The 21,578-nt window shown below is 68.1% G+C and carries 18 protein-coding genes and 1 pseudogene; 7 read left to right on the top strand and 12 right to left on the bottom strand.

Going from position 1 to position 21,578, the window contains the following annotated elements; translation table 11 throughout:
* Positions 1-54: 54 nt before the first annotated feature.
* Both ACJEIK_RS21340 and ACJEIK_RS21345 read right to left on the bottom strand, forming a co-directional pair.
* Positions 55-429: a DoxX family protein gene (locus ACJEIK_RS21340; RefSeq protein ID WP_061004791.1), complete on the bottom strand. Its 375-nt coding sequence runs from the start codon at positions 427-429 to the stop codon at positions 55-57.
* A 108-nt stretch (positions 430-537) separates the two neighbouring features.
* Positions 538-2,011, bottom strand: a pseudogene (locus tag ACJEIK_RS21345) (amidase).
* A 70-nt stretch (positions 2,012-2,081) separates the two neighbouring features.
* Here ACJEIK_RS21345 and ACJEIK_RS21350 point away from each other — a divergent pair.
* Positions 2,082-3,113 (top strand): AraC family transcriptional regulator, encoded by a 1,032-nt coding sequence (locus ACJEIK_RS21350; protein ID WP_064860845.1) that lies wholly within the window; start codon positions 2,082-2,084, stop codon positions 3,111-3,113.
* Positions 3,114-3,135: 22 nt separating this feature from the next.
* Here ACJEIK_RS21350 and ACJEIK_RS21355 read toward each other — a convergent pair whose 3' ends face one another.
* Both ACJEIK_RS21355 and ACJEIK_RS21360 read right to left on the bottom strand, forming a co-directional pair.
* Entirely contained in the window at positions 3,136-3,429 is a 294-nt protein-coding gene (locus ACJEIK_RS21355; RefSeq protein WP_020104182.1) for a DUF3017 domain-containing protein, read from the bottom strand.
* A complete protein-coding gene (locus ACJEIK_RS21360; RefSeq protein WP_029105851.1) occupies positions 3,426-4,277 on the bottom strand; it encodes a bifunctional methylenetetrahydrofolate dehydrogenase/methenyltetrahydrofolate cyclohydrolase in 852 nt (283 codons plus the stop codon). The genes ACJEIK_RS21355 and ACJEIK_RS21360 overlap by 4 nt, the downstream gene beginning before the upstream one ends.
* A gap of 70 nt (positions 4,278-4,347) precedes the next feature.
* Here ACJEIK_RS21360 and ACJEIK_RS21365 point away from each other — a divergent pair, with 70 nt between their 5' ends.
* Positions 4,348-5,538 (top strand): NADH:flavin oxidoreductase, encoded by a 1,191-nt coding sequence (locus tag ACJEIK_RS21365; protein ID WP_409430245.1) that lies wholly within the window; start codon positions 4,348-4,350, stop codon positions 5,536-5,538.
* A gap of 49 nt (positions 5,539-5,587) precedes the next feature.
* Complete coding sequence (locus ACJEIK_RS21370; protein WP_133428133.1) at positions 5,588-8,284, top strand: FHA domain-containing protein; 2,697 nt, start codon at positions 5,588-5,590, stop codon at positions 8,282-8,284.
* A 4-nt stretch (positions 8,285-8,288) separates the two neighbouring features.
* Here the strand turns inward: ACJEIK_RS21370 and ACJEIK_RS21375 are convergent, their stop codons facing one another.
* Positions 8,289-8,858 (bottom strand): pentapeptide repeat-containing protein, encoded by a 570-nt coding sequence (locus ACJEIK_RS21375; RefSeq protein ID WP_061001424.1) that lies wholly within the window; start codon positions 8,856-8,858, stop codon positions 8,289-8,291.
* Between the two features lie 20 nt (positions 8,859-8,878).
* On the opposite strand from ACJEIK_RS21375, the gene ACJEIK_RS21380 reads away from it, so the two are divergent.
* Positions 8,879-9,679 (top strand): DUF1906 domain-containing protein, encoded by an 801-nt coding sequence (locus ACJEIK_RS21380; protein WP_409430246.1) that lies wholly within the window; start codon positions 8,879-8,881, stop codon positions 9,677-9,679.
* Here the strand turns inward: ACJEIK_RS21380 and ACJEIK_RS21385 are convergent.
* From ACJEIK_RS21385 to ACJEIK_RS21400, 4 genes are read right to left on the bottom strand one after another with little or no spacing between them, the layout of a single operon-like run.
* Positions 9,676-10,254: a GTP-binding protein gene (locus ACJEIK_RS21385; RefSeq protein ID WP_061001426.1), complete on the bottom strand. Its 579-nt coding sequence runs from the start codon at positions 10,252-10,254 to the stop codon at positions 9,676-9,678. The genes ACJEIK_RS21380 and ACJEIK_RS21385 overlap by 4 nt on opposite strands.
* Positions 10,235-10,621 carry a DUF742 domain-containing protein gene (locus ACJEIK_RS21390; RefSeq protein ID WP_409430247.1) on the bottom strand — a complete coding sequence of 129 codons (387 nt, stop codon included), beginning with the start codon at positions 10,619-10,621 and terminating at the stop codon, positions 10,235-10,237. Before ACJEIK_RS21390 ends, ACJEIK_RS21385 begins: the two co-directional genes overlap by 20 nt.
* Positions 10,622-10,630: 9 nt before the next feature.
* On the bottom strand, positions 10,631-11,029 hold the full coding sequence (locus ACJEIK_RS21395; RefSeq protein WP_061001428.1) for a roadblock/LC7 domain-containing protein: 399 nt from the start codon (positions 11,027-11,029) through the stop codon (positions 10,631-10,633).
* Complete coding sequence (locus ACJEIK_RS21400) at positions 11,029-13,728, bottom strand: ATP-binding protein (RefSeq protein WP_409430248.1); 2,700 nt, start codon at positions 13,726-13,728, stop codon at positions 11,029-11,031. The genes ACJEIK_RS21395 and ACJEIK_RS21400 overlap by 1 nt, the downstream gene beginning before the upstream one ends.
* A gap of 243 nt (positions 13,729-13,971) precedes the next feature.
* On the opposite strand from ACJEIK_RS21400, the gene ACJEIK_RS21405 reads away from it, so the two are divergent.
* Together ACJEIK_RS21405 and ACJEIK_RS21410 are read left to right on the top strand one after the other, a co-directional pair.
* Complete coding sequence (locus tag ACJEIK_RS21405) at positions 13,972-14,595, top strand: TetR/AcrR family transcriptional regulator (RefSeq protein ID WP_409430249.1); 624 nt, start codon at positions 13,972-13,974, stop codon at positions 14,593-14,595.
* Positions 14,596-14,700: 105 nt separating this feature from the next.
* The gene (locus ACJEIK_RS21410) at positions 14,701-15,105 is read left to right on the top strand and encodes a tRNA (cytidine(34)-2'-O)-methyltransferase (RefSeq protein ID WP_061007069.1); all 405 of its coding nucleotides are present in this window, start codon (positions 14,701-14,703) and stop codon (positions 15,103-15,105) included.
* A gap of 18 nt (positions 15,106-15,123) precedes the next feature.
* Here ACJEIK_RS21410 and ACJEIK_RS21415 read toward each other — a convergent pair whose 3' ends face one another.
* From ACJEIK_RS21415 to ACJEIK_RS21425, 3 genes are all read right to left on the bottom strand, one after another.
* Positions 15,124-15,765 carry a nitroreductase family protein gene (locus ACJEIK_RS21415; protein ID WP_061007030.1) on the bottom strand — a complete coding sequence of 214 codons (642 nt, stop codon included), beginning with the start codon at positions 15,763-15,765 and terminating at the stop codon, positions 15,124-15,126.
* Positions 15,766-15,821: 56 nt separating this feature from the next.
* Entirely contained in the window at positions 15,822-17,375 is a 1,554-nt protein-coding gene (locus ACJEIK_RS21420) for a succinic semialdehyde dehydrogenase (protein WP_409430250.1), read from the bottom strand.
* Positions 17,376-17,764: 389 nt separating this feature from the next.
* A complete protein-coding gene (locus ACJEIK_RS21425) occupies positions 17,765-21,064 on the bottom strand; it encodes an error-prone DNA polymerase (protein ID WP_409430251.1) in 3,300 nt (1,099 codons plus the stop codon).
* A gap of 109 nt (positions 21,065-21,173) precedes the next feature.
* Between ACJEIK_RS21425 and ACJEIK_RS21430 the strand changes: the two genes are divergently transcribed.
* Complete coding sequence (locus ACJEIK_RS21430) at positions 21,174-21,578, top strand: BlaI/MecI/CopY family transcriptional regulator (protein ID WP_133428128.1); 405 nt, start codon at positions 21,174-21,176, stop codon at positions 21,576-21,578.

Genomic DNA, 21,578 nt, shown 5'->3' on the forward strand with positions numbered 1-21,578 from the left:
TTTGTGCACGGTTTTCCGCGGCTACCGCGGAAAACCGTGCACAAATCCCAGAGATCAGAAGGCGTAGGCGCCGAACCGGCCCCAGGCGACGAACAGTGCCAGACCCAGCAGCACCACGTTGACGGCGACATTCGGGTACTCCTTGCGCCGGCCGTGCACGACGATCGCGCCGACCATGACCACCGCCAGGCCGAGGGCGGCCAGCGGGGTGAGTACCGGGAGGATGTGCACGAGCGGCGGCACGATCAGGCCGATCGCGCCGGCCACTTCGGCCGCGCCGATACCGCGGATGGCGTTCGGGTCCACGTCGGCGAGTCCGCCGAGGCCCTGCGCGACCAGCTTCTCCTTGGGAAGGACCAGCTTCATGATGCCGCTTCCGGCGAAGACGAAGGCCAGTACGCCGGCGACGATCCACAGTGCGGTGTTCATGTTGCGCTCCTCAGGGCTGAAGTTTCACGGTCGGAATGACTCGACCGAATTAAACGGACTTTAGTCCGATTCAATTCCCCGCGCGAGTGCGACATGAACGCGTCGCCGCTAGATCGGGGCGACGCGGTCGGCCCAGGGCATCGCCTCCTCGAGTTGAGCGGCCAGCTTGATGAGCAGCGATTCACCTCCGAGCGGAGCCACGAACTGGACACCGAGCGGCAGCCCGTCGGCGGTCCAGTGCAGCGGCAACGAGATGGCCGGGCGGCCGGTCAGGTTCGCCAACTGCGTATACGGCACCCAGCCCAGGTTCTTCTCCACCATGTCGTCGACGATCTTCGTGTATCGCAGGAAGGATGCGGTGCGGGTCTTGAGCAACACGTCGACCGCGGGCCGCAGGGCGGCCGGTAAGTCGAACTCGCCGATCTTCGGGGGCGGCGTCGCCAGCGTCGGCGTCAGTAGCAGGTCGTAGGACTCGAAGAACGTGGTGAGCCGGCGGGCATGGTCGTGGCGCCGTTGCACAGCGGCCACGTAGTCGACGCTGCTGGTCGCGCGTCCGAGCGCCGCCATGATCAGCGTCTCGCGCTCGAACGCATCGTCGCCCGCACCCGTCAGCCGCTTGGCATCGGCGACCTCCCACGCCAGAAACACAAACCAGGTGAGCAGGAAGTCCCGCGCCAACTCAACCGTCGTCGAACGGCGCCTGCGGCAACTCCTCCACGTGGTGGCCGAGCTCGGTCAGGGTGCGCACAGTCGCCTCCACCGCTGCGAACGCCTCAGGGTGCGGCGTCGGCGTGATCGCCGCGGGCACCCGGACGCCGATCCGCAGTTTCGCCGGGCGCTCACCCACAGCCGACGCGAACGACGTCGTCGGCATCCCCGGCACATAGGCCCCGCTGGGCTCGCCGCCGCTGATGACGTCGAACATCGCGGCGGTGTCGCGCACCGTCCGCGAGACCACCCCCTGCACCGCTGCGCCGTGCATCATCTCGCCGCTGCCGGGGCCGAAGGGGGTCAGCCCGCGTCCGGGCTTCAGCCCGACCAGTCCGCAGCAGGCCGCTGGGATGCGCGTTGATCCGCCACCGTCGTTGGCACCGGCGCAGGGCACGATTCCCGCGGCGACCGCGGCGGCCGAGCCGCCCGACGAGCCGCCCGGGGTTCGCGTCAGATCCCATGGATTGCGCGCGGGTCCCCAGACCTCGGGTTCGGAAATGGCCTTCGCCCCGAACTCCGGCAGGTTGGTCTTGCCGAATATCACCAACCCGGCGTCGAGCCAGCGCTGCACGATGGTCGCGTGTTCCGTGGCCGGCAACGACTTCAACGAACGGGAGCCGTGTGAGCTCGGCAAGCCCGCGTAGTCCTGCGCCAGGTCCTTGATCAGGAACGGCACACCCGCAAATGGACCACTGAGCTCGTCCGACGGCAACGCGGCGGGCACATCACGGACGATGGCATTGATCTTGGGATTCACTGCCGCAGCCCGGTCCCGGGCCAGCGTCAGCAATTCCGCCGGCGACACCTCTTTGTCGGCAACCAGCTTCGCCAGCCCGGTGGCGTCGTATGTGCGGTACTCATCGAAGTTCACAGTGTGATCTTCGGTGCGGCCGGGAAGTCGCTCTTGACATATCGAGACACGGATTTCGACACTGACGAACGTGGACGAGTCGATCAGAGCCGGCGTGCTGCAGGACTTCGCCCCGTTCATCCGCGAACTCTCCGGCGATCCCGACCGGTTGTACCGGCAGAGCGGGCTGGACCCGGATGCATTGCACGATGCCGAGACGATGGTCCCCCTCGACGCCGTCGCGCTCCTCCTCGAGAACGCCGCCCGGCAGCACCGGCTGCCCACGCTCGGCCTCCGGCTGGGCAGCCGTCAGGACCTGTCGATATTGGGCCTGCTCGCCGTCGTCGTGCAGAACAGCGACACGGTGTACGAGGCGACGGCCAACGCATCCCGGTATCTGTTCTTTCACAGCCCCTGCTACGAGTTGGTCATCGAGGACCCCAGCCCGCACCTGCCCGGCTGCATCACGGTGCGTTTCGACGTCCAACTCGAGCGCGCGGTCCCACAGCGGCAGTTGATCGATGCGTACCTGTCGTCGACATACCGGATGGCACAGAGTCTTTCGCCAATTCCACTGCGCCTGCAGGGCGTATCCCTCCCACACTCGCCGGTCGGAGCGCGCAGCGCCTACCGTGCCCATTTCGATGCGCCTGTCGCTTTCGAACAGCCCTACGCGGCGATACATTTGGAGCGCGATCTGCTGCACGCCCGAATCCAGTCCATCAAGCCGCACCTCCGCAGCCAGGCGATCGCGTACATCGCCACCCGTTATCCCGCAGCCGGACAAAGCCTTTCGGAACGTGTGCAGCGCACACTGAAGAGCACCATCGGAGCCAACCGGGGCACCAAGGCGGAGATCGCCGATCTGCTCAACATGCATCCGCGGACGTTGCAGCGGCGACTGTCAGACGAGCACGCCACGTTCGAGGACATCCGGGCCGACGTCTACCGGTCGGCGACGCGCCGGTTGCTGCTCGAAACCGAGCTGCCCCTGAGCCAGGTCGCGGCCGTCCTCGGCTACTCCGAACAGTCGTCCATGACGAGGTCGGTCAAGCGCTGGTTCGGGGTCACCCCGGCACAGCTGCGCAAGGACGGCCCGGTCGCGCTGCTCCCGACGGCGTGAGGCACCGGCCTCGGGCCAAAAGCTAGGCCGTGCCCAACGGATTGATGGTCCACGCCACGTACAGCATGACGGCGCTGACCGACGCTGTTGTCGCGACGTCGATGATCCGGCTGCGCACCACGAGCAGGCCGGCACGGTCATCGGTCAGCAACAGCCGCATGACCGCCGCGATCCCGACGCCGATCGCCATCACGAGCGCGCCGCGGCGCCAGTAGCCGCCGACCACCAACGCGAAAGCCACCACGAAGAACACGCCCACCGACAGGATCGGCCATTGGCCGGCGAATACCTTCCGGGCGAATTCCTTTGCGGTCAAGACAGTTTCGCCTCTTCAGCCTCGACCACGTTGGCCAGCAGGAAGGCCCGGGTCAGCGGTCCGACACCACCGGGGTTGGGCGACACGTGACCGGCGACCTCCCACACGTCGGGGTGGACGTCGCCGGCGAGCTTGCCGTCGACCCGGCTGACACCCACGTCGACGACGGCCGCGCCCGGCTTGACCATGTCGGCAGTCAGCATGTGCGGCACACCGACCGCCGCGATGATGATGTCGGCCTGCCGGGTCAGCGCCGGCAGATCACGAGTTCCGGTGTGGCACAACGTCACTGTCGCGTTCTCCGAACGCCGCGTGAGCAGCAGGCCCATCGGCCGGCCCACGGTGACGCCGCGGCCTATCACCACGACATGCGCACCGGCGATCGGCACCTCGAAACGGCGCAGCAGGTGCACGATGCCGCGCGGCGTGCACGGCAGCGGTGCGGGCTCGTTCAGCACCAACCGACCCAGATTGGTCGGGTGCAGCCCGTCGGCGTCCTTGTCGGGGTCGATGCGCTCCAGCGCGGCGTTCTCGTCGAGATGCTTGGGCAGCGGCAGCTGCACGATGTAGCCCGTGCACTCCGGGTTGGCGTTCAGCTCGTCGATGACGGCGTTCAGCTCGGCCTGACTGATGTCGGCGGGCAGGTCCCGGCGGATCGAGTTTATGCCGACCTTGGCGCAGTCGGCGTGCTTGCCGCGCACGTAGGCGTGTGAGCCCGGGTCGTCGCCGACCAGCACCGTGCCCAGACCCGGCGTCCGGCCGGCAGCAGTCAAGGCCGCCACCCGCTTGGTCAGGTCAGTGAAGATCTCGTCGCGTGTGGCCTTGCCGTCCAGCGTGATTGCACCCACGAGGAACATTGTGTCAGGCCCGCGGGAACCGCCGTTGACACCACCCAGGACGGCGTGGTCAGCTGCGGAAGTGAACACCCAGCCCAATGTGTCCACTGACGTCTTCAGTGCGGCCAAGCTCGGTCCGATCACGTTGCGGAACCGGGTGATCAAGGCGGCGACGTTCGAGGCGGCGACCCCGGACGCGCTGGTCACCGACGATCTGATCCGCTATCACCGGCTGCCCGCCGCCGGTGGGGTGGGGATGACCACGGTCGCCTATTGCGCGGTGTCCCCGGGCGGGCGCACCGATGGGTGGCAGTTGTGGATGCGCCCCGAGGCCGTGCCCGGGCTGCGCAGACTCACTGATGCGGTGCACGGCGAGGGGGCGGCGATCAGCGCGCAGATCGGGCACGCCGGCCCGGTCGCCAACCCCCGCACCAACAAAGCCCACGCCCTGGCCCCGGTGCGGTTCTTCAACCCGCTGTCGATGCGCTTCGCCAAAAAAGCCACCCGCGCCGACATCGACGCGGTGATGGCCGCACACGCGAACGCCGCCACACTCGCGATCGACGCCGGGTTCGACGCCGTCGAAGTCCACTTGGGCCACAACTACTTCGCCTCCTCGTTCCTGTCGCCGTTGATCAACAAGCGCCGCGACGAGTTCGGCGGCACCCTGGCCAACCGGGCCAAGGTGGCCCGCGGCACCGTGGCCGCGGTACGTGAGGCGGTCGGGGATCAGATCGCGGTGATCGCCAAACTGACCATGACCGACGGCGTGCGCGGCGGCATCCCTATCGACGAATCCCTGCAGACCGCGACGTGGCTGCAAGAGGACGGCAACCTCGATGCCCTGGAGCTGACCGCCGGCAGTTCGCTGGTGAACCCGATGTACCTGTTCCGTGGGGACGCCCCGGTCAAGGAGTTCGCCGCGAACTTCAAGCCCCCGCTGCGTTGGGGCATCCGGATGAGTGGGCACCGGTTCTTCCGTGAATACCCGTACCGGGAGGCGTTCCTGCTCGAGCAGGCCCGCCAGTTCCGGGCCGAGCTGTCGATGCCGTTGATCCTGCTGGGTGGCATCACCAACCGCCAGACGATGGATCTGGCCATGGCCGAGGGGTTCGAGTTCGTCGCGATGGGCCGGGCCCTGCTGGCCGAACCTGACCTGCTGGGCCGCATCCAGGCCGACAACACCACGAAATCAGGCTGCACACACTGCAATCTGTGCATGCCCACCATCTACACCCGGACCCACTGCGTAGTGACCGGCAAGCCGTACTGACCCGGCTGGTCCCCAGGAAAGTCCCCGGCAACGGATAGAGTTGCCTTCGATGACTGGACCAGCCGCACTGCCAGCGCTAACCGTTCGCCATGACGCCACCACGCGCACGTTCGCCCCGGGAAACGACGTCGTCGTCGGCCGCGATCTGCGCGCCGACTTCCGCGTCGCCCACCCGCTGATCTCGCGCGCACACCTGATGCTGCGTTTCGATCACGGCCGCTGGGTCGCGGTCGACAACGGCAGCCTCAACGGCATGTACGTCAACGGGCAGCGTGTCCCGGCCGCCGATCTGCACAACGGCTCGGCGGTGAACATCGGTAACCCCGACGGACCGCTGCTGACCTTCGAGGTCGGCCAGCACCTGGGCCCGGCCGGCACGCCGCCGACGACGTCCATGCCCGTCGCCCCCACGCCGTCGACCAACCACCGGCCCAGCGCGACCTGGCCCAGCCAGCAGCCGTACACGCCGCCGTCGGCGGCACAGCAGCGCTACCCGAGCGGTCCGCAGACCTTCAGCCCGTCGGGTCCGCAGCCGCAGTATCCGAGTGGCCCGCAGCCGCAGTATGGCCAGCAACAGCCACCGCGCTACCCGACCGGCCCCCAGCAGTACGCGCCGCCGTCGGCGCCGATGTCGCGGCCGGCGCCGGCGCGCGTCGTTCCTGAAGAGTCGAGCTCGCCTGCCACCCAGTTCGGGCCGACCGCCGTCGCGCGGCCCAGCGAGAACAACCTCGGCACGACGATGCTCAAGATCCTGCGGCCCGGCCGCAACGCCGACGTGCCGGCCGGCGCCATCAAGATCGGTCGCGGTACCGACAACGACATCGTCATCCCCGACGTCCTGGCGTCGCGGCACCACGCGACGTTGGTGCCGTCCGCCGGCGGCGGCGCGCAGATCATCGACAACCGCAGCATCAACGGCACGTTCGTCAACGGCCAGCGGGTCGAAGAAGCGATGCTGCGGGACGGCGACACCGTCACCATCGGTAACGTCGACCTCGTCTACAGCGGCGGCACTTTGGCCCGCCGCACGGTCACCACCGCCGACACCCGCACCGGCGGCCTCGAGGTCCACGGCCTGACATGGACCATCGAGGGCAACAAGACCCTGCTGAACAACATCTCGCTGGACGCCCGCCCCGGCACGCTGACCGCGGTGATCGGCCCGTCCGGCGCCGGCAAGTCGACGTTCTCCAAGCAGGTCGCCGGCCTGACCCACCCGACCAGTGGCACCGTCACCTTCGAGGGCCACGACATCCACGCCGAGTACGCCTCGCTGCGATCCCGGATCGGCATGGTGCCGCAGGACGACGTGGTGCACGGTGATCTGACCGTCCGGCAGGCCCTGATGTACGCCGCCGAGCTGCGACTGCCGCCGGACACCACGAAGGAAGACCGCGAACAGGTCGTCATGCAGGTGCTCGAAGAGCTCGAGATGACGAAGCATCTGGACACCCGGGTGGCGAAGCTGTCCGGCGGTCAGCGCAAACGTGCCTCCGTGGCGCTCGAGCTGCTGACGGGGCCGTCGTTGCTGATCCTGGATGAGCCGACCTCGGGCCTGGACCCGGCACTCGACCGCCAGGTGATGACGATGCTGCGCCAGCTGGCCGATGCCGGTCGTGTCGTTCTCGTGGTCACGCACTCGCTGACCTACCTGGACGTCTGCGATCAGGTGCTGCTGTTGGCGCCCGGCGGCATGACGGCGTTCTGCGGCCCGCCGAGTCAGATCGGGCCCGAGCTGGGCACCACCAACTGGGCCGACATCTTCTCGTCGGTGGCCGGCGATCCGGAGGCGGCCCACCAGCAATTCCTGCAGCGCTCCGGGCCGCCGCCCCCGCAGCCGGCCGCGGCAACACCGGCCGATCTGGGTGCGCCGGCGAAGACGTCGCTGCTGCGGCAGTTCTCCACCATCGCCCGACGGCAGGTGAAGCTGATCCTGGCCGACCGCGCCTACACCGCGTTCCTGCTGTTCTTGCCGTTCATCATGGGTGTGCTGTCCCTATCGGTGCCCGGCGGCGGCCCGAACAAATCCGGTGTGGGCTTCGGTAAACCACTCCCGGCCGGCCCACCCGATTTCGGCGCCGCCCCGAGCGAACCCGGCCAGATCCTGGTGATGATGAACGTCGGCGCCATCTTCATGGGCACCGCGCTGACCATTCGCGCGCTGATCGGTGAGCGGGCGATCTTCCGTCGGGAACAGGCCGTCGGCCTCTCGACCACCGCCTACCTGGCGGCCAAGGTTGCGGTGTTCACTGCCTTCGCCGTCGTGCAGTCCTCGATCGTCGTGGCCATCACGATCATCGGCAAGGGCTGGGGCGCGGGGTCGGTCACCAATGGTTCGGTGATACCCAGCCGCAGCATCGAGATGTTCGTCGATATCTCGATGACGTGTGTGGCCGCGGCCATGACCGGTCTGGCGTTGTCCGGTCTGGCCAAATCCGCCGAGCAGATCATGCCGCTGCTCGTCGTGGCCGTGATGAGCCAGTTGGTGTTCTCGGGCGGCTTGATTCCGGTGACCGGCCGAGTGGTGCTCGATCAATTGTCCTGGCTCACCCCGGCGCGGTGGGGCTTCGCGTCGTCGGCGTCGACCATCGATCTGACCAGATTGGTGCCTGAGCCGGTGCTGCCCAATGACAAATTCTGGCATCACACCACCGGCGCGTGGTGGACCGACATCGGCGCCCTGCTGCTGCTCTCGGCGGTCTATCTCGGCTTCGTGCGCTGGCGTATCCGCCTCAAAGCGGACTGACGGACTAGCTGGACAAATCCAGCCCGTGGGCGACGGCGTAGGCGATGGCCTGGTCGACGTCGATGCGGGCGCCCCGCAACCCGGCCGTGGTCCAGAACGTCGCATCGGTCCGGGCGGCGCGCAGATCCGCCTGCTCGAACTTCGCGTCCTGCACTCGTGCGCCGCGCAGATCGGCGGCGCGCAGCACGGCCTTGCGCAGGTCGGTGCCGACCAGCGAGGCCTCGGACAACCGGCAGTCGGTCAGGTCCACCGCACGCAGATCGCAGCCGGCCAGCACCGCGAGCCGCAGGTCGACCTCGATCATGGTGATGGGCCGCATCGAGCACTCGGTGAACGTCGACCCCAGCAAGGTGCAGTGCCGGAACGTGCTGTGCGCCAGCCGTGTCCGCCGGAAGGTGCAGTTGCGGAACGCCGAGCCCGAATGCTCGGATTCGGTGAGGTCGACGCCGCTGAAGTCGCAGTCGGTGAAGACGACCCGCTCGGTGCGCAGCCGGCTCAGGTCCCCGTCGTATTCGTCGCGAAAGACGACTCCGGTGAATTCCGTGTCTTGCCAGTGCTCGTCGGGAACCGTCACGTGTTCGTACGATAGCCCCCATGGCAGACATGGCACGCCCCGCTGACCGCCTGTCGAGACGTGGTTTCCTGACGCTGACCGCAGCCGGACTGACCGCGTCACTGAGCACGCCGATTGCCTTGGCCGACAACGGCAAACCCGTCGGCTCCGCCGGCAACGGCAAACTGATCGACTTCACACATCTCCAGGTGCCCGTCGACCAGGTGGTCGCCGCCGGCTACACCGGCGTCATCGTCTACGTGTCGGAACTACGGCCGGGCGCCACCTTCGACTTCAAGCCCGTCAGCCGCGGCTACACCGATGCGCTGCGGGCCTCGGGCCTGCAGGTGGTGAGCGTCTACCAGTACGGCAAGCCGGGCTGGGTCAACAGCCCGTCGGACTACACCCGCGGCTTCGACGGCGGCGTGGCCGACGCCCGCACCGCGCTGCGCCTGCATGGGGCTGCCGGTGGCCCGGACACGGCGCCGATCTTCTTCAGCGTCGACGAGGACATCTCCGCCGACACGTGGAAAAACGTTGCGCTGCAATGGTTCAAGGGCATCAATTCGGTGCTCGGGGTGCAGCGCACCGGCATCTACGGCGGCGCCCGTCAGGTCACCTGGGCGGCCGACGACGGTGTCATCGGCCGCTCCTCCACGCCCGGACATCGGTGGGCCTGGCAGACGCGAGCCTGGTCCGGCGGAGCCCGCGCGCCGATGGCGGTGCTGTATCAGGCGACGGTGGTGACGGCGTCCGATCCGGGCACCATGATCGGCGACATCCACGTCGACGAGGACGACATCCTGGCCGCGGACTACGGCCAGTGGGACCTGGCCCGTTAGGCCGGGGCGCCCAGCCGCGTCAGCGCGTATTCGGTGACGGTGATGAGCGCGTCGCGCGCCGACTGCCGCTGCCGCGCGTCGACGGTGACGACCGGGATGTGGTCGGCCAATGCCAGCGCCTTACGGACCGCATGACCGGGATGCCTTGGTGCGCCGTCGAATTCGTTGACGGCGATGATGAACGGCAGACCGCGCGCCTCGAAGAAGTCGACAGCGGCGAAGCTGTCCTGCAGCCGCCGGACGTCGACCAGGATGATTGCGCCGATGGCGCCGCGCACCAGGTCGTCCCACATGAACCAGAACCGGCGCTGCCCCGGTGTGCCGAACAGGTAGAGCACCAGGTCGTCCGCCAGGGTGATGCGGCCGAAGTCCATGGCCACCGTGGTGGTGTTCTTGTCGGGGGTGCCGGCGAGGGCGTCGACGCCGACCGAGGCGTTGGTGACGATGGCCTCGGTGCGCAGCGGCATGATCTCGGAGACCGCGCCGACGAACGTCGTCTTACCGGCACCGAACCCACCCGAGATGACAATCTTCGTCGACGCGGGGGCGTGCCGATCAGAGTGCCCGTAGGCCACGCAGTGTCCTCCCGATCAATTCACGCCGGTCGTCGATGCTCGCCGTGGTGCCGAGCGTGGCGTGTACTTGAAGATAACCCTGCGTGACGAGGTCGCCGATCAGCACACGCGCAACACCGAGTGGTATTGCTAACTTTGCCGCGACCTCGGCCACCGAGGGCCGGGTGGAACCGAGTTTGAGGATCTCGCCGCGCACGTCGTTGCCGGGCCAGTACGACGCCGGGGCGGCCGCCAGCGGGTAGATCGGCGCTTCCACGGGCAGCTCGATCTCGGTGGTGGTCCGGCCCGCGGTCAGCGTGTAGGGCCGCACCAGGCTGGGCTGCTCCGCGGTGAACGCGGACTCCCAGGCGTCAGATGTCGGCTCCATGGTTGTCCCCTATCGGGTCCTGCGGGCGGATTGCACGACGGTCCCGACGCGTTCGACGAGAATCGCCATCTCGTAGCCGATCTGGCCGATGTCGCACGACCGGGTCGCCAGCGTCGCGAGGTTCGAACCGTCGCCGACGCGCATCAGCAGCAGGTAGCCGTGCTCCATCTCGACCACGGACTGCAGCACGTGCCCGCCGTCGAACAGCTGCGAGGCGCCGGTGGCCAGACTGGCCAGCCCGGAGGCGACGGCGGCGAGCTGGTCGGCCCGCTCGGTGGGCATCCGCGAGCTCGCGGCCATCAGCAGTCCGTCGGCCGACACCAGGATGGCGTGCGCCACGCCGGACACCTCGTCGGCGAATTTCGTGACCAGCCAGTCCAGCGACTCGCGCTGGGTCGTGCGCGTCATCACCGGCCTCCCGTGTCCCGGGACTGCGACCGACCGGCGTGCACGCCGCCGAAGTGTCCGCTGATGCTGGCCCGCACCGCGGCGGGATCCCGCCGCGGTGCGCCCTCGTCGGTGGTTTCGGGGTGGACGCCCTCGTCGGGCGAACCGGGGATCAGCCGGGCACCGGGCTGACGGACCGGCAGGCCCGCCTCGGTGTGCTCGACGACCGGCGCGTCCTGTGCGGCGGCCGCCGCCGACCAACCCTGGTCCCACACCGTCTGCCAGTCGAGGTCGGTGCTGTTCGCCAACTGCGTGGGATCGTCGATCAGCCATTCCGAGAGCATCTTCTGGTAGATGGCGTCCTCACTTCCGGCGGTGGTGCTCGGCTGGGGCGTCGGGGCGGGGCGGACCGGCGGCGCGGGCTGGACAGCGGGGCGGACCGGCTCGCGCGCCGGACGCACCGGCTCGGGCGTCGCGTTCGGAGTCTGGGCCCGGGCCGCGAAGAACGACGACGTGTCGGTCGGCGCTGGTGCGGGTCGCTCGACGGGCGACTCGGTGTGGCCGGCGATGCCGCTGGCTCCGGGATTGCGCTGCGGCAGGTTGACGCCGCTGAGGTCGCCCGCGTCGGCGGGGCCGGCGCCGAACCCGTTACGGGCCGGGGGCGCCACGTACGCCGGCTCGACCGACGGAGCGGGCGGCGCCGGGGGCTGAGCGACGGGCTGGGCCACGGCGCCGAAGGTCGCGAACCCGCCGGTGTCGGGGCCGAGGCCCGGCAGTTCCGTCACGCCGGTCTCCGCGGTCGACGAGCCGTCCCAGTAGGTCCCGAAGTCCGGGATGGCGGGCAGCCCGGCCTGTAGCTCGACGGGAACGTAGATGCCCGCGGTGGTGCCCGAGTCGGGATCCCCTTCGACGGTGTCGCGCAGCCGGACGACCAGGCCGTGCTGAGTGGCCAGCCGGCCGACCACGAACAGGCCCATGTGCCGCGCGGTGTAGGTGTTGACCTCGCCGCCCGAGCGCAGACGGCTGTTGGCCATGCGCAGATCGGCTTCGGTCATGCCCAGGCCGCCGTCGCTGACCTCGATCACCAGGGCACCGTTGGGCGCGTGCACCGCGGAGACCTGCACCTCCGACGTCGGTGGCGAGTACCGCAGCGCGTTGTCGAGCAGCTCGGCCATCATGTGCACCAGGTCGCCTGCGACCGAACCGTGGATCTCGGTGTCGGGGGCGGCGACGATGGCCACTCGTTTGTAGTCCTCGACCTCGGACGCCGCGGCATTGATCACCGCGGTCACCGGCACCGGCTCGCCTTGTTCGTGCGGCACGTTGGTGCCGGCCAGCACCAGCAGGTTGGCGCCGTTGCGCCGCATCCGCGCGGCCAGGTGGTCCAGCCGGAACAGCTTGGCCAGCCGCTGCGGGTCCTGTTCGTCACGCTCCAACTGATCGATGACGGTCAGCTGCTGGTCGATCAACGACCGGCTGCGCCGTGACAGCGTCTCGAACATGTCGCTGACCTGAAGCTGGAGCCGGGCCTGCTCACCGGCGAGCAGCACGGCCTGTTCGTGCAGCTCGTCGACCGCGTGCGCAACCTGCCCGATCTCCTCGGTGCTCTGCACCGGCAGCGGGCGGACGGTGACGTCGGCGCCGGACCGGACCTCGTCGAGCTCACGGACCAGGTCTTCGTGCGCGACCTTGAGGGCGCTGGTACGCAGTCGCCGCAGCGGCCGGATCAGCGTCCGCGCCATGTACAACACGATGAGCAGGGCCAGCACCATCACGGCGCCGACGATGGCCGAATCGCGGATGGCTTCGGTGCGCTTGGCGTTGGCCTGATCGTCGACCGCCGAGACGACGGTCGCGGACACGCTGTCGAGCACCTTGCCGGCGATGCCGCTGGTGGTCTGGATCGACTGGCTCAGGTCGGGATTGTTGACGAGCGGCACATTGGGGTCGGACATCATCGACATCCGCTTGACCATCTCCTGGGCCAGCTTCTGAGCTTCGGGCGAGCCGACACCCAGGACTTCACTCATGCCGAACAACGTCGACGGCTCGGTGCCGGCCAAGGTCGTCATCGAGCTGCGCAGTTCGTTGTCCGGCAGTTCGCCGCCGAGGGTGACGAGCAGCTGCTGCATCATCATCTGACCGCGGGCGCCGACGGCCCGGCTCAGGCCCTGCGTCTGGGCGCGGATCTTCTCGTCGTCGATGCGTACCGAACCGGTGATCGTGTCCTCGGCGGTCAGCAGGAGCGGCGCGTACGACGTCACGCGCTCGCGCAGTCCGATGCTGTTGGCCGCGACCTTGTTGAGCAGCCCCTGGCCACCGTCGAGCAGGGTTTTGACGCCGGTTCCGACGTCGGTGGCGACGTCGGTCTCCGTCAGCCGGTGCTGCAGCCGCCGTTTGCTCTCGTCGTAGGCGCTGAGCGCCTGTTGCGCGTCGCCGCCGGTGGACGTGGCCAGTATCGCGGCGTCGAACGTCGCCATATAGTTCTCGATGGCCGGCACCATTTCGGCGCGGTCCGCTGCGCGGCGCAAATCCGCGGCGTCCGTCCAGCCCGAATAGATGCGCATTCCGCCGAACGTGCCGGCCAGCGCCAAAGGCACAAAGGCGATGGCGAAAACTTTCCAGGCGACCGGCCAATTCGACGGCGCGAAGCGCGACGGGCGTTTCGCGGGCGCGCGGGTGACCTGATCAGCTGCCGAAAACTGTTGCGCAGCAGTCATCGCGGCTCGGCTTTCCCGCCGGCCATCGGTCCGCAAACAGTTACAGGCGCTTGGTTCATATTGGTGTTCCCCGCCGGATTATCAGCCCACTCGGGCACGGGAAATCCGCCTGGCAATCTGTCGCAGTATGACAGCGATGAGCAGCCGTTTCCATGCTTCACATCCAACGAACAGCGTTCGTGACCTATGTGTTGCACAGTTGTGTGGTAAAAGCGCGCGGTATTGGTGATTTAGAGTGCCTAGATGGCACGGAGCCGGCTGACCCCCGAGCAACGTCGGGACCAGATCCTCGATCTCGGGATGGCGGCATTCTCTGTCCTGCCGTTCGAGCAGGTGGCGATGGAGGACATCGCGGCGCAGGCCGGAATCTCGCGGGCTTTGATCTACCACTACTTCCCCAGCAAGAAGGAACTGTTCGCGGCGCTCTGGGCGCGGGCGCACGAGAAGCTGGCTCACGACTCGCACTTCACCGCCGTCGACACCGTGCGGGCCCAGATCCGCAGTGCGCTCGTCGCGCACTTCACGTTCTACGAGCAGAACCTGACGCTGATGATGATCGCCAATCGCAGCGCCATAGCCGCCGATCCCGCGGTGCGCAGCCCGATCACCTTCGAACTCACCCGGCTGCGCGACCACGCACTGGACGCCCTGGACCTCGCGGGGTCCGGTCGCGATCTGGTGTCGGTGGCGCTGTCCGGATGGCTGGCGCTGGTGCGCGAAGTGGCATTGGAATGGCTTGAGCTGCAGAGCTTTTCTCGTGACGCCGCCGTCGACCTGTGCCTGACCGCACTCGACGCCCTGGTGTCACCGCATGCGGATCTGAACCAGGTGCCCCATGGCGCCGGCGATTCAGCGGCAGCACAGTAACCTACTTCGGCCCCACCTAGACCAAGACAGAGAGGCGCCACGGTGGCACTGAAGGTGCTGTTCTACTCACCCCGGATCGCGCCGAACACCGGCAATGCGATCCGGATGGTCGCCGCCACCGGCGCCGAGCTGCATCTGGTCGAGCCGCTCGGCTTCGACCTGTCCGAGCCGAAACTGCGTCGTGCGGGGCTGGACTACCACGATCTGGCATCGGTGACGGTGCACCCCGATCTGCCGACCGCCTGGCAGGCACTCCTGCCGGCACGGGTGTTCGCCTTTACCGCGCACGCGAATTCGTCGTTCGCCGACGTGGCCTACCAGGGGAACGACGTGTTGATGTTCGGCCCCGAGCCCACCGGCCTGGACCCCGAGACCCTCGCCGACCCGCACATCACCCAGCAGGTCCGGATCCCGATGATCCCGGGCCGGCGGTCGCTGAACCTGTCCAACGCCGCGGCCGTCGCGGTGTACGAGGCGTGGCGTCAGCTCGGCTTCGCCGAGGGCATCTGACCGAGCCGACGCCTCAGCTCACCAGGTGTCCCAGTGGGCGAGCTGCTCGGCCGGCAGTCGCTGGGCCTTCTTGAAATCGGTGCCCTTGGTGTAGGCGATGGGGAACAGTCCGCCCTGCGTGTAGCGCTCGAACGGGATGCCCAGGAGCTCGGCCGCCTTCCGCTCACCGTCGCCGAGCAGGTGCAGTGTCGTCCACGCGGAGCCCAGTCCGCGCGAGCGCAGCGCGAGCATGAAGCTCCAGACCGCCGGCAGCAGCGAGCCCCAGTACGAGGCCTGCATGCCGGCCTCGGCGCGGTCGGGCCGGCCCTCCAGGCACGGGATCATCAGCACCGGCGCCTTCTCGAAGTTCTCGTTGAGGAACTCCGCCGAGCTCTTCACCGCGCCGGCCCGGTCGTCACGCATGTCGCCGCGCTGCGGTGCGTCCATCGCGAGGTACGGGGTGGCGTTGGTGCGGTAGATGTCGGCCAGCGCCTTCTTCTTGGCCTCGTCCTCGACGAAGACGAACTGCCAGCCCTGGTTGTTGGAGCCGGTCGGCGCCTGCAGCGCCAGATCGAGACACTCCATGATCACCTCGCGCGGCACGGGCTTCTCGAAGTCGAGTCGCTTACGCACCGATCGAGTCGAGGTCAGCACTTCGTCAGCGGTGAGGTTCAGCGTCATAGCCGCACATTACCGCCGGCCCGCCGGCACCCTGGTGGCGGCGGGCTCGGTGCCCGTCAGTGCCGGGGCAGCTTCGTCACTGCGCGCACGATCGGCACCAGCGACTTCTGCCAGAGCGACTTCGACAGGCCGAACGGCGGGTCGAGGTTGAGCACCTTGGACGTCGAAATGGTCTGGGATTCGGTGTATTTCAGCAGACCCTCGGCACCGTGCCGGCGGCCCACACCCGAGATGCCCATGCCGCCCATCGGTGCGCCGAGGCTGCCCCAGGCCAGGGCGTAACCCTCGTCGACGTTGACCGTGCCGGACCGCAGGCGCGACGCGATCTGCTCGCCCTCCTCGATGGAGGCGGCCCACACGCTGGCGTTGAGCCCGTACTCGGTGTCGTTGGCCTTGGCGATGGCCTCATCGACGTCGGCGACCGGGTAGATCGACACCAGCGGGCCGAAGGTCTCGTTGTTGGCGCACTCCATGTCGGAGGTGACGTCGGTGAGGACAGTCGGCTCGTAGAACAGCGGGCCGATGTCCGGGCGGGCGTTGCCACCGGCAATCACCTTGGCGCCCTTGACCTTCGCGTCGTCGACGTGACCGGAGACGGTCTTGAGCTGGCCCTCGGAGATGAGGCTGCCCATGTCCACGCTGAAGTCGTAGGCGGTGCCGAGCTGCATCTTGCGCACCTGGTCACCGAACTTGCGGGTGAACTCGTCGGCGATGTCGCGTTCGACGTAGATGCGCTCGATCGAGATGCAGAGCTGGCCGGCGTTCGAGAAGCAGGCCCGGGTGGCGGCCTTGGCCACCTTGTCGAGGTTGGCGCCCTGGGCGACGATCATCGCGTTCTTGCCGCCGAGTTCGGCGGAGAACCCGATGAGGCGACGACCGGCGTGCTCGGCGAGGTGGCTGCCGGTGGCCGAGGAGCCGGTGAACATCAGGTAGTCGCAGTTGTCGGCGATCGCGGTGCCGACAACCGAGCCCGGTCCGGGGACCACGGCGTAGAGCGCCCGCGGCAGACCGGCGCGGTACAGCAGCTCGGCGCAGGCCAGCGCGCAGTACGGGGTCTGGCTGTCCGGCTTGAGCACCACGGCGTTGCCCGCGAGCAGGGCGGGGACGGCGTCGGAGACCGTCAGCGTCATCGGGTAGTTCCACGGCGAGATGACGCCGACGACACCCTTGGGCTGGTAGGCGACGGTGGTCCGGTTCAGGCCCGGAAGCAGCGGCGCGACGCGGCGCGGCTTGAGCAGCTTGGCCGCGACCTTGGCGTAGTAGTCCGCGTTGGCGAACAGGTCGATGATCTCTTCCTGGGCCGCCCACCGCGCCTTGCCGGCTTCGGCCTGCAGCAGGTCCATGAGGAATTCCCGGTTCTCTAGAACCAGGTCGCGGTAGCGCGCGATCACCGCGGCCCGCTCGGCGACCGGACGCTTGACCCAATCACGCTGGGCGGCACGCGCTTTGGCGAACGCCTTCTCAGCATCTTCGGCGGTCGCGACCGGGATGGTGGCCAGCAGCTTACCGGTGAAGACCTCGTCGATGGTGCGGGTCGGCCGGGCGTCGATGTTCTCAATGGCGGCCAGTTGACGCAGACGATCGAAAACCTGCGCGGACGGTGCGGGCATACTGGCTCTCCTGAGTCGATCACGGATGCGCGGTCAATTTTGCGGTACCGGCGGTCTCGGTAACACTACTCGACAGCGTGCCGCTGCCATAGATCCAGCTTTTTACAAATCGGGGATTATGTCAATGAAATTGGCAAAATTACCCACTTCGTCTGGTGGTCAGCCCGTCATCAGGGTGATTCGGTCGGTCGATATGCGGTCGACGCTTGGGATTCCGCGTTGACCTTGCACCTACGGCGCATTTGTTCGAGTGGGGTGTGCCCTCAGGTCAGGGTCAGTGGTTCTGAGCGCTGAAATCGAGTTGACCCTGCATCCTGGGCGGAGTTGTACGAGTACCTCTCAGCCAGGACGCACACTCAACCGCCAAAGCGCCGCCTGCCGAATCTCCCTCAACGGAAGTCCCGGGATTTCGCCATCACCCGCAGGTCGAGCCGGCCCATCCGGTCCGCGATCACGGTGACCGCCCCACTGGCGTTCTGCACGATGCCGCGCACCAACAGCGCCGGCGCTGTCTGCGCCAGCTTGCGATGGCGGGACCACACCCCTGGTGCACACAGCACGTTGACCATGCCGGTCTCGTCCTCCAGGTTGATGAACGTCACCCCCTGCGCGGTGGCCGGACGTTGCCGGTGCGTCACCGCGCCGGCCACCACGATGCGGGTGCCGTCGGGCACCTCCAGCAGCTTGTTCGCGGGCACCACGTCCAGCGCGTCGAGGCCTTCCCGCAGGAACTGCGTCGGGTAGCTGTCCGGCGAGATACCCGTGGCCCACACATCGGCGGCCGCCAGTTCCAGTTCCGTCATGCCGGGCAGCGCCGGTATGCCGCCGGCCGACCCGACGCCGGGCAACCGGTCGGGGCGTTCCGCGGCCGCCGCTCCGGCCGCCCACAACCCCTCCCGCCTGGTGATGCCGAAGCATCCCAGTGCGCCTGCCGTCGCCAGCGCCTCGGCCTGGGGTACCGACAGCTGCACCCGCCCGGTCAGGTCGAGCAGAGAGGCAAACGGCCCGTTGGCATTTCGTTCGTCGACGATGCGCTGGGCCAACTCGTCCCCGATATGCCGGACCGTCCCCAGTCCCAGCCGCACCTCGGTGCCGCGGTTCTCGCACGTCGCGTACGCCAGGCTGGCGTTCACATCCGGCCCGTGCACCAGCACCCCGTGCCGGCGGGCATCGGCCACCAGCGACTGCGGCGAGTAGAAGCCCATCGGCTGGGCCCGCAGCAATGCCGCACAGAACACCGCGGGGTGGTGCAGCTTGAACCACGACGAGGAGAACACCAGCGACGCGAAACTCAGCGCATGACTCTCCGGAAAACCGAAATTGGCGAAGGCTTCGAGCTTTTCGTAGATCCGCTCGGCTGTCGGCCCGGTGATGCCGTGCAGTTCCCGCATGCCGTCGTAGAACCGTCCGCGCAGCTGCCGCATCCGTTCGGTGGACCGTTTGGACCCCATGGCCCGCCGCAGCTGATCGGCCTCGGCCGGGGTGAACCCAGCACAGTCGACAGCCAGCTGCATGAGCTGCTCCTGGAACAGCGGCACCCCGAGCGTCCTGGTCAGTGCCGCTTCCATGGACTTGTGCTCGCAGGTCGCGTCCTCCAGTCCGTTGTGCCGCCGGATGTACGGGTGCACCGAGCCGCCCTGGATCGGGCCGGGCCGGATCAGTGCCACCTCGACCACCAGGTCATAGAACTTCTTGGGTTTCAGCCGCGGCAACGTGGCCATCTGGGCCCGGGACTCGACCTGGAACACCCCGACCGAGTCGGCGCGCTGCAGCATCTCGTACACCGCCGGCTCGGTCAGATCCAGCTTGGCCAGATCCACCTCGATACCCATGTGCTCCCGGGCCAGGTCGATCATGTAGTGCAGGGCCGAGAGCATGCCCAGCCCGAGCAGGTCGAACTTCACCAAACCTATTGCGGCACAGTCGTCCTTGTCCCACTGCAGCACACTGCGGTTCTCCATCCGCGCCCACTCCACCGGGCAGACGTCGGCGATCGGCCGGTCGCAGATCACCATGCCGCCGGAGTGAATTCCCATGTGCCGCGGCAGATTCCTGATCTGCAACGCCAGGTCGACCACCGCCGCGGGGATGTCCTCGACGTCCGGCGAGTCGGCCAGTCCGTTCCACCGGCTGATCTGCTTGCTCCAGGCATCCTGCTGCCCCTGTGAAAACCCCAGGGCCCGAGCCATGTCCCGTACCGCGCTACGACCGCGGTAGGTGATGACATTGGCCACCTGCGCGGCGTAGTCCCGGCCGTACTTCTCGTAGACGAACTGGATGACGTTCTCGCGCAGGTCCGATTCGATGTCGATGTCGATGTCCGGCGGGCCGTCGCGCGCCGGGGACAGGAACCGTTCGAACAGCAGCTCGTTGGCCACCGGGTCGACGTTCGTGATCCCCAGTGCGTAACAGACCGCCGAGTTGGCGGCCGACCCCCGGCCCTGACACAGGATGTCACTGTTCCGGCAGAACTCGGTGATGCTGTGCACCACCAGGAAATAGCCCGGAAACTCCAGCTGCTCAATGATTTTGAGCTCGTGTTCGATCTGCCGGTACGCCTTCTCCCGGTCCGCGTCCGGTTTCCAGCCGTAGCGACGGGCCGCCCCCTCCGCCACCAGCTCACGCAGCCAACTGATCTCGGTATGCCCTTCCGGCACGTCGAACGGCGGCAATTTCGGTGCGATCAAACGCAATTCGAACGCACACTGCTCCCCCAGTTCGGCAGCGTTCGTCACCGCACCCGGGTGGTGGGCGAACAGCCGGGCCATCTCCGCCCCGGACCGCAGGTGCGACCCGCCCAGCGGGGCCAGCCAGCCTTCGGCCTCATCCATCGAGTTGCGGGCCCGGATGGCGCCCATCGCCATCGCCAGCTTTCCCCGCGACGGCGCGGCGAAATGCGCGGCGGTGGTGGCGACGACGCCGATGCCGAACCGCGGCGCCAGCTCCGCCAGCGTCGCATTGCGTTCGTCGTCGAGCGGATGCCCGTGGTGGGTCAGTTCGATGGTCACCCGGTCCGCGCCGAACCTGTCCACCAAATCGGCCAGCGCCGCGTCCGCCGCTTCCGTACCACCTGACGACAGGGCTTGGCGCACATGGCCTTTACGGCAGCCGGTGAGGATCTGCCAGTGCCCGCCCGCGGCCTCGGTGAGGGCGTCCAGGTCGTAACTCAGCACCCCCTTCTCGCCGCCGGCCAGATGCGCCCGGGCCAGTTCCCGCGACAGCCGCCGATACCCCTCGGGCCCGCGGGCCAGGACCAGCAGATGCGGCCCGGGCGGGTCGGGCAACTCGGTGCGCGGAGTGTTGCTGAGCGACAGTTCGGCGCCGAAAACCGTCGCCATGTCGAGTTCCTTGGCGGCCTCGGCGAAACGCACGACACCGTAGAGCCCGTCGTGATCGGTCAGTGCGATGGCCCGCAGATCCAGCCGGACAGCCTCCTCCACCAGCTCCTCCGGCGTACTGGCGCCGTCCAGGAAGCTGTACGCGGAGTGGGCGTGCAGCTCGGCATACGGCACCGCCGTTCCCGGCCGCGCCGGGCGGTTGACCGGCCGATAGTCACCGCGCTTACGCGACCACGCCGGGCTGTCACCGCCGTCGGCCGGCGACTCGGGGGAAGCGCCGGCCACCCGAGGTTTACCCTCGAGCACCCGCTGCATCTCCGCCCAGCTCGGCGGCCCATTGTGCCAACCCACCACATCAGAGTATTCGAAACTTTGTTCGAACACCAGATGTCCTGGTCCGCGGGAACTCAGCGGCCTCCCGTGCGACTAGATCCCAAAGGGCGCCAGAGAGGGACGGACGATGGCCATGCTGAGGCACTTGGGCAATCTGGAACGCGAGGTGATGGATCACCTCTGGGACGCGGACGGGCCACAGACCGTTCGCGAGGTCCATCACGCCATCTGCGCCGAACGCAAACTCGCGTACACCACCGTCATGACGGTGCTGCGCAGACTCGCCGGCAAGGGCGTGGTCCGCCAACTCCGCGATGATCGGGCACACCGCTACGTCGCGTCGCGCAGCCGTGATCAGCTGGTGGCCGGCCTCATGGTCGACGCGCTCGGACAAGCCGCCGAGCAGAGCGACCGGCACGCAGCCCTGGTCCACTTCGTCACACAGGTCAGGGCTGACGAGGTCGATGTACTGCGGCAGGCACTCGCCGCCGTGGATCCCGCGGTGCGCCTGGTATCCAGGCGCACCGCGTAA

The sequence above is a fragment of the Mycobacterium sp. SMC-16 genome (assembly GCF_046250085.1).
In the GTDB taxonomy this organism is placed as follows: domain Bacteria; phylum Actinomycetota; class Actinomycetes; order Mycobacteriales; family Mycobacteriaceae; genus Mycobacterium; species Mycobacterium phocaicum.